Origin of the sequence: Allobosea sp. UC22_33, assembly GCF_042700715.1 — a bacterium.
Classification (GTDB): Bacteria; Pseudomonadota; Alphaproteobacteria; order Rhizobiales; family Beijerinckiaceae; genus Allobosea.
Genome location: NZ_CP170556.1, coordinates 1,215,234 through 1,231,147 on the forward strand (window position 1 = coordinate 1,215,234; position 15,914 = coordinate 1,231,147).

At 63.2% G+C, this 15,914-nt stretch carries 17 protein-coding genes; 15 read left to right on the forward strand and 2 right to left on the reverse strand.

What is annotated here, in order from left to right; translation table 11 throughout:
• The first annotated feature begins 4 nt into the window (after positions 1-4).
• From ACFJGT_RS05700 to ACFJGT_RS05770, 15 genes are all read left to right on the forward strand, one after another.
• Entirely contained in the window at positions 5-406 is a 402-nt protein-coding gene (locus tag ACFJGT_RS05700; protein ID WP_377846749.1) for a hypothetical protein, read from the forward strand.
• Positions 384-1,646, forward strand: coding sequence for a DNA-packaging protein (locus ACFJGT_RS05705; protein WP_377846751.1), 1,263 nt, complete (start codon positions 384-386; stop codon positions 1,644-1,646). Before ACFJGT_RS05700 ends, ACFJGT_RS05705 begins: the two co-directional genes overlap by 23 nt.
• A 36-nt stretch (positions 1,647-1,682) precedes the next feature.
• Complete coding sequence (locus ACFJGT_RS05710; protein ID WP_377846753.1) at positions 1,683-2,864, forward strand: phage portal protein; 1,182 nt, start codon at positions 1,683-1,685, stop codon at positions 2,862-2,864.
• A complete protein-coding gene (locus ACFJGT_RS05715; RefSeq protein WP_170843290.1) occupies positions 2,861-3,061 on the forward strand; it encodes a hypothetical protein in 201 nt (66 codons plus the stop codon). The genes ACFJGT_RS05710 and ACFJGT_RS05715 overlap by 4 nt, the downstream gene beginning before the upstream one ends.
• Positions 3,058-3,237: a hypothetical protein gene (locus ACFJGT_RS05720; protein WP_377846756.1), complete on the forward strand. Its 180-nt coding sequence runs from the start codon at positions 3,058-3,060 to the stop codon at positions 3,235-3,237. The genes ACFJGT_RS05715 and ACFJGT_RS05720 overlap by 4 nt, the downstream gene beginning before the upstream one ends.
• The gene (locus tag ACFJGT_RS05725; protein WP_377846758.1) at positions 3,234-3,743 is read left to right on the forward strand and encodes an HK97 family phage prohead protease; all 510 of its coding nucleotides are present in this window, start codon (positions 3,234-3,236) and stop codon (positions 3,741-3,743) included. The genes ACFJGT_RS05720 and ACFJGT_RS05725 overlap by 4 nt, the downstream gene beginning before the upstream one ends.
• A gap of 22 nt (positions 3,744-3,765) precedes the next feature.
• Positions 3,766-4,887 (forward strand): phage major capsid protein, encoded by a 1,122-nt coding sequence (locus ACFJGT_RS05730; RefSeq protein ID WP_377846760.1) that lies wholly within the window; start codon positions 3,766-3,768, stop codon positions 4,885-4,887.
• A gap of 243 nt (positions 4,888-5,130) precedes the next feature.
• Complete coding sequence (locus ACFJGT_RS05735) at positions 5,131-5,667, forward strand: GIY-YIG nuclease family protein (protein WP_377846762.1); 537 nt, start codon at positions 5,131-5,133, stop codon at positions 5,665-5,667.
• 71 nt (positions 5,668-5,738) lie between these two features.
• Entirely contained in the window at positions 5,739-7,229 is a 1,491-nt protein-coding gene (locus tag ACFJGT_RS05740; RefSeq protein ID WP_377846764.1) for a type I restriction-modification system subunit M, read from the forward strand.
• Positions 7,219-8,475 carry a restriction endonuclease subunit S gene (locus tag ACFJGT_RS05745; protein ID WP_377846766.1) on the forward strand — a complete coding sequence of 419 codons (1,257 nt, stop codon included), beginning with the start codon at positions 7,219-7,221 and terminating at the stop codon, positions 8,473-8,475. Before ACFJGT_RS05740 ends, ACFJGT_RS05745 begins: the two co-directional genes overlap by 11 nt.
• Positions 8,476-8,556: 81 nt before the next feature.
• Positions 8,557-11,517: a type I restriction endonuclease subunit R gene (locus ACFJGT_RS05750; protein WP_377848932.1), complete on the forward strand. Its 2,961-nt coding sequence runs from the start codon at positions 8,557-8,559 to the stop codon at positions 11,515-11,517.
• A gap of 2 nt (positions 11,518-11,519) precedes the next feature.
• Positions 11,520-12,278 carry a M48 family metallopeptidase gene (locus ACFJGT_RS05755; RefSeq protein WP_377846768.1) on the forward strand — a complete coding sequence of 253 codons (759 nt, stop codon included), beginning with the start codon at positions 11,520-11,522 and terminating at the stop codon, positions 12,276-12,278.
• Between the two features lie 224 nt (positions 12,279-12,502).
• Positions 12,503-13,696: a hypothetical protein gene (locus tag ACFJGT_RS05760; RefSeq protein ID WP_377846770.1), complete on the forward strand. Its 1,194-nt coding sequence runs from the start codon at positions 12,503-12,505 to the stop codon at positions 13,694-13,696.
• A gap of 13 nt (positions 13,697-13,709) precedes the next feature.
• A complete protein-coding gene (locus ACFJGT_RS05765; protein WP_377846772.1) occupies positions 13,710-13,937 on the forward strand; it encodes a hypothetical protein in 228 nt (75 codons plus the stop codon).
• Positions 13,937-14,410, forward strand: a complete 474-nt coding sequence (locus tag ACFJGT_RS05770) for a hypothetical protein (protein WP_377846774.1) — start codon at positions 13,937-13,939, stop codon at positions 14,408-14,410. The genes ACFJGT_RS05765 and ACFJGT_RS05770 overlap by 1 nt, the downstream gene beginning before the upstream one ends.
• Here the strand turns inward: ACFJGT_RS05770 and ACFJGT_RS05775 are convergent.
• Positions 14,407-15,207, reverse strand: a complete 801-nt coding sequence (locus ACFJGT_RS05775; RefSeq protein WP_377846776.1) for a hypothetical protein — start codon at positions 15,205-15,207, stop codon at positions 14,407-14,409. The two genes, ACFJGT_RS05770 and ACFJGT_RS05775, sit on opposite strands and share 4 nt — an antisense overlap.
• Positions 15,204-15,830, reverse strand: coding sequence for a PolC-type DNA polymerase III (locus ACFJGT_RS05780; protein WP_377846778.1), 627 nt, complete (start codon positions 15,828-15,830; stop codon positions 15,204-15,206). Before ACFJGT_RS05780 ends, ACFJGT_RS05775 begins: the two co-directional genes overlap by 4 nt.
• Positions 15,831-15,914: the final 84 nt, after the last annotated feature.

Consider the following 15,914-nt stretch of genomic DNA (forward strand, 5'->3'; position numbering starts at 1 on the left):
CGTCATGGCCGAACAGGATGGCGCCACGCCGCAACCGCCTTCCGAATCGAAGCCGAAACCAAGGCCGGTCTCGCGCAAGGCGGTGGTGGGCCAGCTCTGGCGCGCCGCCAAGCGCCAGATCGATACCCATGAGGAATATCTCGCCGACCTGCCCAAGGGCACGACTGCGAGCGAGGCCGACGCGAAGGCGCTGGCCGTGCTCGCCCGCACCGTGCGCGAACTGGTCGCGATCGATGAGCCCCCAGTAGCAAGGAAGGACAAGCATACGGATGAGCCTTCCGCTGCCGACGATCTGCGACATGTCGCACAGCTCCGTCAGGATCTTGCTCGACGTCTTGAAGCGCTGGCCGCTCAGGACGCGGGTGAGAATTCTCAGGAAGCTGATGCCGACGGCGAGCCCGGATGATGTCGAGCTCATTCGGAATACCTGGGAAATCTGGGCGCGCCCCGATCAATTGCCGCCCGAACCGCTGAAGCCGATCTGGCTGGTGCTGGGCGGCCGCGGCGCCGGCAAGACCCGCACCGGCGCCGAATGGGTCAAGGGCATGGCGCTGGGCCATCCGCCCTTTGCGGATATGCGGACCGAACGGATCGCCCTTGTCGGCGAGACGCAGGCTCAGGTTCGCGACGTCATGATCGAGGGCGTCTCCGGATTGCTCTCGATCCACACCCGCTGGGAGCGCCCGACTTGGCACCCTTCGCTGCGCCGCCTGCAATGGACGAACGGTGCGATCGCACAGGTCTTCACCGCCGAGGACCCCGAGGCGCTGCGCGGCCCGCAATTCGGCGCCGCCTGGTCCGACGAACTCGCGAAATGGCCGAACCTTCAGGAGTGCTGGGATATGCTGCAATTCGGCCTGCGCCTCGGCGACAATCCCCGCCAGGTGGTGACGACGACGCCGCGCCCGCTGCCCTTGGTGAAGCGCCTGCTGGTCGAGCCTCATGTCGCGGTGAGCCGGGCGCGGACGCAGGACAATCGCTACAATCTCGCGGCCGAGTTCGTTCGCACGGTCACGCAGAGCTATGGGGGCACGCGGCTCGGCCGGCAGGAACTCGATGGCGAGATCGTCGAGGAGAGCCCGGATGCGCTCTGGACGCGGGCGATGATCGAGGCGTCCCGCGAGCGCGAGAAGCCCACGCTTGCCCGCATCGCGGTGGCGGTCGATCCGCCCGCCACCTCCTCGCAGCGGGCCGACCGCTGCGGGCTCGTCGTCGCCGGCATCGGCCATGACGGTATCGGCCATGTGCTGGAAGACGCGACATTGGCCGGCGCGAGACCTCACGAATGGGCGGAGAGGGCGGTCGCGCTCTATCGCCGCCACGAGGCGGATGCGCTGGTGGTCGAGGTCAACCAGGGCGGCGAGATGGTGGAGAGCATCATCCGCGAGGTCGATGCCGGTGTGCCCGTGATCTCCGTGCGGGCGACGCGCGGCAAATATCTCCGCGCCGAGCCGGTTGCCGCGCTCTATGCGCAGGGTCGCGTCCGCCACGCCGGGGCCTTTCCGGAACTGGAGGACGAGATGTGCGCCTTCGGGCCGCGGGGCCTCGAAACCGGCCGCTCGCCGGACCGGCTCGACGCTCTGGTCTGGGCGCTGACCCATCTGATGCTGGCACCGAAGGCCCGGCCGCGGGTGAGGGGCATCTAGCCCTTCGTTCCCTTACGCTCCAACAGCGAGACATTCATGTTCGATTTTCTTCGCAGCCTGCGCGGCCGAGCCGCGCCGGGCCAGAAGCGCTCGCGCGTCGGCCCGCTGATCGCGCTGCACGAAGCTGGGCGCGCCGTCTGGACACCCCGCGACTATGTCGCGCTCTCCCGCGAGGGCTATGAGCGCAATCCGGTCGTGCATCGCTGCATCCGCCTGATCGCGGAGGCGGCGGCGCAGACGCCGCTCGTCGCCAAGGTCGGCGCACGCGAGATGCCGGAACATCCGGCGCTCGCGCTTATCGAGCGGCCCAATCCGCGCCAGGGCGGCATCGCCTTCCGCGAAATGCTGGTCGGGCACCTGCTCGTCGCCGGCAATGCCTATGTCGAGGCGGTCAGCGTTGGCCGAGAGCCGCGCGAGCTCTATGCGCTCCGGCCCGACCGGATGCGCGTCGTGCCCGGCCGCGATGGCTGGCCGGAGGCTTATGACTACACGGTCGGTGGCGACACGGTGCGCTTCCAGCAGGATGAGGGCGGCCTGCCGCCGATCCTGCACCTGACGCTGTTCCACCCCGTCGACGATCATTACGGGCTGTCGCCGATCGAGCCGGCGGCGGTCTCGCTCGACATCCACAACGCCGCCGGCAGCTGGCACAAGGCCCTGCTCGACAATGCCGCGCGCCCCTCCGGTGCCCTGGTCTATGACGGACCGGAAGGCGCGCCGCTGACCGAGGCGCAGTTCGAGCGCCTGAAGCAGGAGCTGGAGGATTCCTTCCAGGGTGCACGCAATGCCGGCCGGCCGCTGCTGCTCGAAGGCGGGCTGGACTGGAAGCCGCTCTCGCTGACGCCGGCCGAGCTCGATTTCGTCGCCGCCAAAGGTGTGGCCGCCCGCGAGATCGCGCTTGCCTTCGGCGTGCCGCCGCTGCTGCTCGGCCTGCCCGGCGACAACACCCATGCCAATTTCGTCGAGGCCAATCGCGCGCTCTGGCGCCAGACCGTCATTCCGCTGGTGCGCCGGACGGCACAGTCGCTGGCGCAATGGCTCGGGCCGGCCTTCGGCGACGAACTGGTCCTGGAGCCCGATCTCGACGCCATCGAGGCGCTGGCCGAGGAGCGAGAATCGCTCTGGCGCCGGCTGGGCGCCGCGACATTCCTCGACGAGGACGAGAAGCGGGAGGCTGTCGGCTATGGCCGGCGCACCTCCGGAAAGGAGGCTTCATGAACATGCTCGAACAGGTCGTCGCGGCCTTCGTCGGCCGTGCCGATGTCGGCCATCTCGGCTTGCTGCTCTGGGCGGCGAGCGCATCGGGGCTGGCCTGGCTCGTGCTGCGCGAACTGACCGCCGCGAACCGCCGCTTCGATGATTTCGTCCGCGAGCTCAACCGCTTCAACGCACGCCACGAAGGGGACCCGTCATGAAAGGCAGAAACGGCGCGGCCAAGCCGCCGGCCAAGGCTCCTGCGCCAGCCCGCGCGGGAAGGGCATCGCGCAGCGGCGCACCCGTCGAGACCTTCAGCCGCTTCGTCCGTCAGCTCGCCAGGCTCGAGGACGAACGGACCAAGGGTGGCCGCGACGGCGCGGAGGGCGAGCGATGACGCGGCCGAGTCCGATACGCGCCTCGTTCGAATCCAAGCTGCTGCCGGTTCAGCCGTCCCGGATCGGGCTCGACGGCGTCTTCGAAGGCTATGCCAGCCTCTTCCGCATTCCCGATCTCGGCAAGGATATCGTCGAGCCCGGCGCCTTCCGCGAGAGCCTGCAAAGGCGCGGGCCGGGCGGCGTGAAGATGCTCTGGCAGCATGATCCGGCCGAGCCGATCGGCCGCTGGTCGAGTCTCTCCGAGGATAGCCGCGGCCTGTTCGTGCGGGGCCGGCTGTCGCTCGCCGTCGCCCGTGCCCGCGAGATCTATGCACTGATGCTGGACGGTGCGATCGACGGGCTGTCGATCGGCTTTCGCCACGAGAAGGCCCGCACCGAACCGCGGACCGGCCTGCGCCGGCTCGAACGCATCGATCTCTGGGAAGTGTCGGTCGTGACCTTCCCGATGTTGCCCCAGGCCCGGATCGCCGCCGTCAAGGCGACGCGGCCTTCCGCCTTCATCTGATCATCACCCCCGAGGAGAGACCATGAGCCATCTCAACACCGCGCCCGAGACCAAGGCGGCCGGCGCCGATCTCGCGCTGGCCTTCGAGGACCTGCGCTACACGCTGGAGAATTACCGCGCCACCAACGAGGAACGTCTTGCCGGCCTCGAGGCCCGCCAGGGCTCCGATCCGCTCACGGAGGAGAAGCTCGTCCGCATGGACGCGGCGCTCGACGACACCATGCGCCGCATCGACCGGCTGACGCTGGAGCGCGCCCGCCCGGCTCTGGGCCAGGACGGCCCGCGCGATCCGCTGACGGCCGAACACAAGGCGGCTTTCGGAGCTTACGTCCGCACCGGCGAGGCCGGTGGCCTGAAGCGGCTGGAATCGAAAGCGCTCTCCGCCGGCTCTGGCCCGGATGGCGGCTATCTCGCGCCGGCTACCGTCGAGGGTGAAATCCTGCGCCGCCTGGCAAACGTCTCGCCGATCCGTTCGCTCGCCACGGTCCGCACGATCTCGTCCGGCACCTACAAGAAGGCATTCTCGACCACCGGTCCGGCCTCGGGCTGGGTGGCGGAGACGGCGGCCCGGCCGCAAGGGTCTTCGCCGACCCTGGCCGAGCTCTCCTTCCCGGCCATGGAACTCTACGCCATGCCGGCGGCGACGCAGACGCTGCTCGACGACGCTATCGTCGATATCGATCAGTGGATCGCCGAGGAGGTCGAAAGCGCCTTCGCCGAGCAGGAAGGCGCCGCCTTCGTCACCGGTGACGGCATCGACAAGCCCAAGGGTTTCCTGGCCTATCCGACGGTGGCCGATGCGAGCTGGAGCTGGGGCAATATCGGCGTGCTCAACACCGGTGTTGCCGGGGCCTTCCCGGCCTCGAACCCCTCGGACGTGCTCGTCGATCTCGTCTATGCGCTGAAGGCAGGCTTCCGCCAGAACGCCTCCTTCGTGATGAACCGCAAGACGCAGGCCGCTGTCCGCAAGTTCAAGGACTCCACCGGGAAGTACCATTCAAAAACGCACTTTCTTGATCGCCGGAGCCAAGGTCAGAAGCAAGCATGGCTGCCTCCAAAGGCTGCATGGTGGAAGCTGGTGGTGGAAGTTGCGGGGATCGTCAGCGCGATCGTTGGCGTAGCGCGGTTGATCCAAGGGCGCTGATCAGACAGCAGCATTCCGCCTTCGTCTCGAAACCCATCGATATGAAAGCCCAAGGGTTCGAAGTTATGCAATTGAGTATGCTACTCTGTCATAAGCAGAATCCTCGCTCGCCACCACGCCATCATTGGCGTCGCGGAAACGACCTTTGTGGGACGGGGGCGGCCGCCATTTCTCGATCGCATCGTGTTGGTCATCGCGAACGCCCATCATCGTGCGAGCGAACGACTTAACGGAGGCTCGCTGATGACCTTCGAACTCGGACCCAGGTTCCGTTGGGACGAACGGCCTTCGAGCCGGGCGACAGGCATCTACGCTTATTTCATCGACCGCCTCGATGAACTTCTGCCAATTTCGGTGCCCGCGCATGGCCTGCTCTACATCGGCATGACGGACAGCGGCCTAGATGTTCGCTGTCACTTTGAGCACGCGCACAGCGGCTTCTCAACGTTCCGCCGTTCGTTGGGGTCGATCTTGAAGAGCCAGCTTGAGCTTCGCGCGCTTCCGCGCTCGCCGGGCAAGGCGCGTACGAACGTCCTAAACTTCAGGTTCGACCCTGATGGCGAGGCCAGCTTGACCAAATGGATGCGGGCAAACCTGACGTACTCGTACCGCGAGGTCGGCAACAACGGTATAGCTGTCGAGCGAGACGCAATCAGGTCGGCGGGTCCACCGCTCAACTTGATCGGTTGGAAGAACCCGCAGCGCGCCGAGGTCAAACGGCTGCGAGCGATATGCGTCATGGAGGCAACACATTTGGCGCAATCGACGCGCCAAGCCTGACGCGGCTAGTGTCCTCCTGACCTACGTGATCATGATTACCGACAGATCGTTGATTTGCATCCGAGTGCGTCATGGCAGTTCTCACGCTCAGCCAGTTGGAAGGCCACCTCTGGCGCGCCGCCGACATTCTGCGCGGCTCAATCGATGCTGCCGACTACAAGCACTACATATTCGGCCTGCTCTTCTTCAAACGCCTCTGCGACGTGTGGCAGGAGGAGTATGAGGAGCGCCTCGCGAAATACGGCGACGCAGAGCTTGCCGCCGACCCTGAAGAACACCGCTTCCACATCCCAGCCGGACATTTCTGGAGGGACGTTCGGAAACACACTACCAACATCGGCGAGCATCTGAACGCCGCCTTCAACGCGGTCGAAGACGCGAACCTCAAGCTTCGCGGTGTTTTCCAGGATGTGGATTTCAACAACAAGGAGCGCTTCCCCGATGCCGCCCTGGAGCGGCTTCTCCAGCATTTCGAGACCTACCGGCTTCGGAACTCGGACGTTGAGGCCGATGTGCTCGGACAAGCGTATGAGTACCTGATCGCGCAGTTCGCGGACGACGCAGGCAAGAAGGGCGGCGAATTCTATACCCCCAAGATGGTGGTCCGGCTGATCGTTGATTGCCTGCGACCCGAAGAGGGCATGTCGATCTACGACCCCACGGCCGGGTCGGGCGGCATGCTGCTGGAAACCGTCCACCACCTCGAAAGGCGGGGCAAGAACCCCAAGAGCCTCTCGCTGTTCGGCCAGGAGAAAAATCTCAACACCTGGGCGATTTGCCAGATGAACCTGTTCCTGCACGACATCGACGACGCGTCGGTCGCGCGGGGCGATACCTTGCTCGACCCGAAACATGTCGTCGGGGATGGCGTGAAGGCGATCCGCACTTTCGACCGCGTATTAGCCAATCCGCCATTCTCGCTGAAAAGCTGGGGCTACGAGACGTGGAGCAATGGTGACCCGTTCGGTCGGGATCGCTATGGCTGCCCGCCAAAGTCGTATGGCGATCTCGCCTTCGTCCAGCACATGATCGCCAGCCTGAAGAGCGACGGCATGCTCGGCGTCGTGCTTCCCCACGGCGTGCTGTTCCGAGGTGGAGCGGAAGGCCGTATCCGCGAGGGGCTGCTGAACGATGATCTGATCGAGGCCGTGATCGGCGTTGCTCCCAACCTGTTCTATGGCGCGGGCATTCCGGCTTGTGTCCTGATCATCCGCCGGGAAAAGCCCGCCGCTCGGAAGGGCAAGGTGCTTTTCATCAACGGTGTAGAGCAGTTCGTAGAAGGCAAGGCGCAGAACCACCTGTCGGAGGCCAACGTCGCTACCCTAGCCAAGGCATTTCATGACTATGCCGACGTGGACCGGCTTGCACGTGTCGTGCCGGTCGGCGAAATCGCCGACAACGACTTCAACCTGAACATCACCCGCTACGTCCATGTCGGCGAAGAGGCCGAAGACCTCGACGTGGCCGAAGAGGTCGAGAAGCTGGTCGAACTGCAAGCGCAGCGCGATGCGGCGGAGGCCAAGATGATGGGCTTGCTGAAGGAGCTTGGGTATGTCGCGTGAAGTGCCCGCAGGATGGACTGTCGTTCGATTTGGGGATGTTGCGCGCCTTCAAAAAGGTTTGACCTACAAGTCCTCTGGGTACGCCGATCCCAACAACGGTGTTCCGTTTGCTGGGATCAAGGTTTTTAGAAAAGGCGGCGGGTTCAATTCTGACGGCCTTAAATACTATGAAAATGTGAGCGATGTCAGGTTCATAGCAAAGTCAGGTGACGTGCTCATCGCTAACACCGATTTAACGAGAGACGGTGATATCATCGGAAGCGCGATCCTAACGCCTGAATCACTCAATGGACTTCTATTTTCTATGGATGTATCGAGAGTAGATATAACCTCGGAAAGACTGGATCGATTATTTTTCTATCACCTAATAAATTCTCAAGAAATAAGACATGAGATGAGGATAAGGTCGGGCGGATCGACGGTCGTTCATCTCAAGACCAAAGACGTTCCCGAGATATCTTTCTTACTGCCTTCATTCCCAGAGCAACGTCGCATTGCGGAAATCTTCTCCAGCGTGGACGAGGCCATCCAGGCGACGCGGGCTGTCATTGATCAGCTTGAGAAGGCGCGAACGACTGCCTTTCGCAGGCTGTTTCCGCTCGACTTGAACGAGTTATCAGAGAAATTCGCGGATTGGTCGGTCCGGCCAGCCAATCAGGTCACAAAGGCCATAATCGACTGCAAGAACCGCACTCCTCCGCGAACAGAAACGGGCTTTGCCGTCGTCCGCACGCCCAACGTCCGAAATGGCAAGTTCGTTCACCAAGGGCTTCACTACACGGATGCAAATAGCTTTCGTGAATGGACCCGCAAGGGGAAGCCGACCTCTGGCGATGTGTTGTTCACTCGCGAGGCCCCGTTCGGAGAAGTTTGCCTCACACCTTCAGAGATGGAGGTTTGCCTCGGACAGAGGATGATGCTGTTTCGTCCTGACCGGGACGTATTGAGCCCCAGCTATTTGCTCTACGCGCTGCAATCTGCCGGAGTTCAGAACGACATGTTTTTGAAGGCGGGCGGTTCAACGGTTGGCCACTTGCGCGTCAACGACGTGAGAAACCTCCCGATTCCTATCGCGCCACGTGACGTTCAGGAGAGCCTTGAGCGAGCGCTGAGCTTCATCGACGATTCCATTTCAACAAATCAAGCGCAGTTAGAGCGGATCAGAAGTGTGAAGTCGGCGCTCATGGCCGATCTACTGACCGGCCGCAGGCGCATCTCTATCAACCTTCCCCTCGCTGCCGAATAGTCTCTCACACAGGAGCCGCGTGTGGCCCCCGGAATGGAATGGCACCTCGCTGAAGCGCCGACCATCGCCTGCCTTAAGGCCATGGGCTATGCCGTCGTCCCGTCGTCGAACCATGTCGCGCTTCGCGATGGCGACAATCAGGTCTTGTTCCGCCCCGATCTCATCGAGGCGCTGAAGCGGATCAACGGCATCTCGGACGCCGATGCGAACGCCGCATATGCCGATCTCGTTTCGATTGCCGACAACGAAGTCTGGCTCTCGATCCTGCGTGGCAACTTCAGCCGCACGGTCGAAGGCAAGGCGACACGGCAAACGCTGCGCGTCATCGACTTCCTCGACCCGAGCCGGAACGTCTTCACCGTCACCAACCAGTTCAAGGTGAAGGCCGAGAAGACGCGGATCGCGGACATCGTCGTTCATGTGAACGGCATCCCGCTCGTCGTGATCGAATGCAAGAGCCCGATCAACGCCAAGGACAAGACCGGCGAGGCGTTCGAGCAGATCAAGCAGTACGAGCGCGACATCCCGCGCCTGTTCCTGTCGAACTGCTTCAACATCGTCACGGACGGCACCAACTGCCTCTATGGCGCGACCGGTAGCCCGTCGAAGTTCTATGCCGATTGGCGCGATCCGTGGCCGAAGCCGGATGCCAATTTCCCGGATGACCTGTCAAAAGGGCTCTGGAGTCTGCTGGAGCCATCGCGGCTTCTCGACCTGATTGCCCATTTCATCGTGTTCGAGAAGACCGACAGCGGAACGGTGAAGAAGGTCTGCCGCTACCAGCAGTTCCGCGCGGTGAACAAACTTGTCGAGCGTGTCGTCGAGGGTAAGCACCGTCGAGGGCTGATCTGGCACACCCAGGGCAGTGGCAAGTCCCTGACGATGGTGTTCGCCGCGCTGAAGCTCAAGACGCATCTGACGATCGCGGACGAGGCGCTGACCAATCCTAACATCATGGTGCTGACCGACCGCATCGACCTGCACGGTCAGATCAGCGGCACCTTCGCGGCCTGCGGCCTGCCGAACCCGGTTGCGGTGGAGAGCATTCGTGGCCTCCGCGATCTCATCAGCAAGGGCACGGATGGGCTCACCGTTCTCTCCACGATCTTCAAGTTCCAGGGCTCTGAAACACCCATTCCGAACTCCGCCAACTGGGTGGTCATGGTGGACGAGTGCCACCGCACCCAGGAGAAGGACCTCGGGGCTTATCTGCGAAAAACCCTGCCCGACGCCCGCTTCTTCGGCTTCACCGGCACCCCGATCAAGAAGGACGACAAGGACACCTACGCCAACTTCGGCGTCGTAGGAGAGGGCTATCTCGACAAATACGGGATAGACGACGCTGTCGCGGACGGGGCCACGGTCCCGATCTACTACACCGGTCGGAAGATCGACTGGCGGATGGACGAGGCCAAGCTCGACGTTCTGTTCGATCAATGGTTCGCCGAACTCGACGACGACGCCTTGAGCGAGGTGAAGCGCAAGGGCGTGAAGATCGTTGACCTCGTCAAACACCCTGATCGCATCGACCTGATCGCCTACGACATCTGGACCCACTTCAAGGCGTACGCGCAGCCGGACGGCTTCAAGGCCCAGATCGTCGCCATCGATCGCGAGGCGGTCGTACTCTACAAGCGCGCCCTCGACAGGGTTATCGCGCAGGACCTGATCAAGACGGGTGTTTCGGCCGACGAGGCGCAGCGGCGCGCGACGGCCATGTCGGCCTGTGTTTACTCGCCCTCCCAGGAGGACGCCAAGCCGAGCGAGGACCCCTATATCCAGAGCATTCGCGACGATCTTCAGCGGCACTATCTCGACCGTGTCGCCGAGACGGAGGCGAAGCTCGCCTTCGGCAAGAAAGGCGTGCAGCCGGAGTTCCTGATCGTCTGCGACAAGCTGTTGACCGGCTTCGACTGCCCGATCGAGTCGGTCATGTACCTGGACAAGCCCTTGAAGGAGCACGGCCTGCTTCAGGCGATCGCGCGCACCAACCGGGTCGCGGATTCAAAGAAGCGCAACGGCCTGATTGTGGATTATATCGGCGTCTCGGCGAAACTCGACGAGGCGTTGGCCTCATACCGTGCCGACGATGTCGCCAACGCCATGCGCAATCTGGACGATCTGCGCAGCCAGTTGCGGGCTGCCCATGCCGTTGTGAGGGCCGTGCTGAAGCCGTTGAAGCGGAAAGGCGACGGCAAGAGCCGGGAGGAGTGGAAGGCCGAGTTCGACGCGTTCATCGACATTCTCGGCTCCGAGGATGAGTGGTTCGCGTTCAAAGCCAAGGCGCGTGAGTTCATCGCGGCCTATGAGGCGGTCAGCCCCGATCCCTGCGTGCTGGAATTCACCGATGACCTGAAATGGGTCGCCACCTTCCTCCAGTACGCCACCCAGGTCTTCGAGAAGCGCGAGGCGTTCGACCAACGCGACTACAGCCAGAAAATCCGGCAGATGCTGGCCGAGCACCTGGATGCGACTGGCCTCAGCGTTACCGTCAAGCTGCGCCACATCACCGATCCCGAGTTCTGGGAGGACTTCAAGATAGAGGGCATGACAGAACCCGATCTCAAGACGGCGGCGATCCGCAAGACGACCGAACTTCGCCGCACGGTTACAGAACGGATCGAGGCGAACCCGCACCAGTTCGAGAAGTTCTCCGAGCGCCTGCGCGAACTGCTGGAGCGCCTGGGCGACGCGCAACTGTCTTGGGGCGCAAAGCTCCAGATGGCCGAGAGGCTCGCCAAGGATATCCAGGCCGAAGACAGGGCGCACGAGAGCAGCGGGCTTTCAGCCGGAGCCTATGGCGTACTGCAAATCCTGCGCTCGTACGGCGCGGACGGCGGAGCCGAGGATTTGGCGAGCCAGATCGTCGTTCTCTACACGGACGGAGACACAGCCCCGCGCGGCTGGCCGCAGAAGGACGGTCTGCGCAAAATGTTGCGACAGGCGGTGCGCGGAATGGCGCACGAACACGGACTTTCCAATCTGAAGGACCTCCCGGTCGCCGTCGAGGAGTTCGCACTCAAGCATTTCGCGGCGGGCTGACGATGCCGATCCTGTCTGTCGGCGACACTGAGATCAGCTATACGCTGCGGCGCTCGGCCACAGCGAAACAGGCGCGCATCACGGTGTCGCCGAGCAGCGTCATCCTGGTCGTGCCCGACACTGCCACGGATGATCAGATCGCCGGGGTCCTCCAGCGCCGACGTGCTTGGCTGGTGAGCGAGACGCGGCGGATGTCGGCAAAGGTGCAGAGCGCGCCCGCCATTGCCCACTTCACGACCGGCGCGAAAATCCCCTATCGCGGGCGGATGGCGAGGCTCCGGCTTGAGCCGACCGATGGCACCTTGGTCGATGTCGCCTTTCACAATGGCTTCATCGTCGGCGTACCGCGCGGCATCAATCCGAACTCCGCCGACAGCTTGATCGAGACGGGGCTGCGCCTCTGGCTGAAGAAGCGCCTGCGCGAGGATGTGGCGGCCTTCGTCGCCAAGCACGGTGCTCCGAACGGCCTGAAGCCCAGAGCCGTGCGCATCAAGGACCAGAAGCATCTCTGGGGCAGTTGCGGCCAGGATCGGATCGTCAACCTGAACTGGCAGTTGGTGTTCGCGCCAAAAACGGTGCTCGAATACGCCGTTGTCCATGAACTCTGCCATCTCCGGCACCGCAATCACGACCCGGAGTTCTGGGGCTTGGTCGCGACGATCATCCCCGATTGGCAGGATCGGAAGGGGTGGCTCGACCGCAACGAGCATCTGCTCGGGTGGCGGAACGTGGCGATTTCGGCCCCGCACGTCCTGACGTGATTGGCCCCTGTCCTCGGTACAAGCTGGCCGTGATCATTGGCCAGAGGCGTGCCCTGGCCATGGCGGTCAGGGCTGGTGGGAAGCGCCGATGGACGAAACTGCGGGAATGGCTGGGATCGGATTAACAGCCGGGTGATGATGTCGGCACGGTCTAGTCGATAAAGTGATCGACAAAATCGGAAACGGCGTCAGGGTTTTCTCCACGAAGGCAACGTGGAGAATGCATGGGACAACAGATCGAGCAGCGGCCCTTTCGGGTTCAGGAATTCCGTGGCTACGCGCTGAATTTTGCGGCGCGCCTTGAAGCCAGCGTTCCAACCACGATTCTGAGGCTCCTCCAGGCGAGGAGTCACCTGAGCCGACAGGTGTTTTTCGCCGCCGCCGCCGAGATTGACCTCGACCGTCCCGAAGCCGTCCTGGCTCAGATCGAGGTGCGCGCAGCCGATGTACTGGCCGAGTTCCACGGCCTCGCCCCAGATGCGCGGATTGCGCGGGCGTTGGCTTTGATGACGCCCCGAACGACGCTCGAATGCGTCTTCGGGGCATGCCCGGATGGCCTGTTGGGGCTTTTCGGCAGGCTCGGAAGTCAGCCCCTGTACGGCCCGGAAAGCTACAGGCTGGCCTTCGAGTTGTTCTCCCGGCCCGAGCACAAACGTCGTGCAAAAGTCATCGGCCAGCTTCCTGGGCAAGTGCGTCCCGAGCACGTCACGGTCGCCGGTAATCTCGATGAGCGACTCCTGCACCGCAGCGTTCTGGAGCGGTGTCATCCGAGAGAAGTTGCCGCGCTGAACACCTTTGCTGAGATGATCGCGGAACTGTGCGGCGCGACGCCCGAACTCATCCGTGAGAGCCTCGACCAATTGGCGGTTGGCACCCGAGGCTGCAAAATGACCGAATGGGCGGAAGGCTGGCTGTCTCGGCAGGTGCACCTTTCGTTTGTGGCTCCCATTCCGGCGAATGATCCTGACTTGCGACTCCGCCTCGGACGGGAACTGGATGATCTCGGCCGCCGCCTCAGAAACTGCGCCGCTCAACGAAAATCGTTCACTTTCCTCGGGGAAAGACTGATTTTCGAGGTCGTGAAACCGGGTGAACAGGCCGTTCTCGAACTGCTGCGCCTGACGACTGGCGAGCAGGTGAAGTGGGTCTGTGAAGACCTGCGGGGTCCTCGGAACAGGCGTGTCAGCCCCGAAATGGCCGCTTGGGTTCAATCGAAACTGGACCAGTACGGCATCTTCTACCAATCCGTAGCGCCCCCCACGGCCGAGGAACAAGCGCTGCATAAGCTGGTCGATCACACGACGGCTTTCGCCTGGGACCGGCAACGCGAAGCGGCGGAGGATGGGGACGATGATGCCGACATCCAGCAGATGCTCGAAGAGCTTCAGCAGGAGATCGAACATCACGAGGCCGCCTGAGATGGACGCGGCGATGATCCAGCTTCAGCACGAGCACACGCGCGAGGTCGTTCGTGACGCTCGCGGCGTTACCATGGGCGTGATCGAGCGCCAGCAGTTTGTCGGCAGGCTAATCGCCCGTGACGCGCGCGGCATTGTCGTTGGCGTTTACGACGAGCGCTCGCGCACGACGCGTGATGCACACGGCAGGATCGTCGGCCGGACCAATCTGCTCCCGGCGCTGCTGTTCCAGAGGCGCTGATGCGGTCTCTTCTGGTCCTCGCCGCCCTGGGCTGGGCGATGTCGCTGCCCTGGGTGGCCTTGTTCAGCTATGTCGTGCTGATCGTGGCGGCGCTCGCGGCAGCATGGTTTCTCTCGGTTTCGATCGAGCGCCATGCCGCTTCGACGAGACTCAATCGCAAGGTCATCGACCACAACTACGTCGCCGCGCTCGAAACGATGGTGGCGGATGCTGACGCGGAGGTCGAACGGCTGCGGGTCGAGATCGAGCGGCTTCCCGCGTCTCGTCCTGTTTCCGAGCCCGATCCGAAGGCCGATCTTTATCGGCAGGTCGGTCTCAGCCCGGCCGCGCCGGAATGGCTCGTGGCGGCGGCCCGGCGCGCGTATCGGGCAGCCTTGCATCCAGATCGGCACCCTGCTTCGGCGAAGGCAGAAGCCGAACGGCGCTTCAAAACGGCCGAGAGCGTCTTCGACCAGATCGCGGCGCAAGGTTAGACGGCCGACTGATGCAGCGCTCCAGGAGGTTCCTCGCTGGCGTTGGCTGCGAGCAGTTCCCACTGCGGCGACCGGATGAACTTACGCGGTGGCATTATGATCCAACCATCGTCATCGCCGACCGCAACGAACTGGCCTGCTGCGACGCAAAGCGCGGTCAGAGCGCAGACAATCGCTGCCCGGTCATCATGATTGGTCACTGTGTTCGGATCGAACACGAGTTTCCTCCCCGGAAGAAGGCATTCCAGCAGTGCGTGGAATCCGCCTGCCGCTGCTAGGTGTTGGAAAAACGTGTCGGAGCGATCTCCGCGCCGGGCAGCAAGGTGCGTCGGATCGTCGATCATCAGTCCAAGAAATGAACTCGGAAACGCCTCCACCAGCGCTTTCTGGTCGATAGCCACACCGTGCCGAGCATCTTGTACATCGCAGCATGCAACGAGATGTTGAACGCAGTCGTTGGCGTGTTCGTTCAGCAACTTGCCGACCGGCGCACTCGATTGGCCCGGCTTGCCGATCAGCGGACGGAGGCGGCGGGTCAGCATCCTTTCAGCAGTCCGATACCTGCCGATGATGCCGAAACCTCGGCGGATCGGGCCATCGAAGGCCGCCCCGATGATCTGGCGACCGCCCGCGACCTGGGCAATCACACGCTCCCGCTCCGGTTCGACAGCACGGAAGCGCGCGATGTCGCATGAAACACCAGATGCGGACCAATCGAGCCGACAAATAGCACTGGATCGACGGGTTGGAGAGCATCCCACGTCGATGCCGACGACCGATCCCTGCTCCGTTATCAAGCGGCTGCTCCAGCGGGCGGTGCCAGAGTTTGCAGCCACTCGAATGCCGCAGCAATTCGCACGCTTTGAAGTCGGTGCAGCACGTCATGATCGAAGTGCTGAGCAGGGCAGCGCGAGCGGGCGTCCGCGCATATTCGCGCGAACAGGTGGGTGGTCACCCAGGTGTCTGCGCTGGCCCGGTGTAGTTGCCCAGGAATGCTGATCCCGACCTCTCGCACGATGTCATCAAGCCTGTAGCTCGCTCGGCCCGGAAACACGCGCCGCGCGAGCAGCAAGGTGCACAGCGTAAAAATTTGTCGCACGCCGAGGAAATCCTGCGCCTCATGCTCCAGGAATTTACGGTCGAAACCCGCGTTGTGAGCCACGACCGGCGATGCCGCGATGAAGTCGGCCAACTCACGCATCACGGCGGAGGACTTCGGCGCGCCGCACAGCATCGCCGTCGTGATGCCGGTGATCTGCGTGACCTCGGCGGGCACGCGGAGGCCGGGATCGACCAGTGTCGAAAACTCCTGACCAGCCCGATCATCGATGACCTCGCGGGCCGACACCTCGATCACACGTGCTCCCACGGCGGGGCTGAGACCCGTGGTCTCGAAGTCGAGGACGACGAAGCGCCCCATGGGGATGTTGTCCAACTAACTCAGCCCCTCAAGCTTCCCGAGCGATTCAGCGTTCGCGAACGATGCCGCCACCGGCCTGATCTC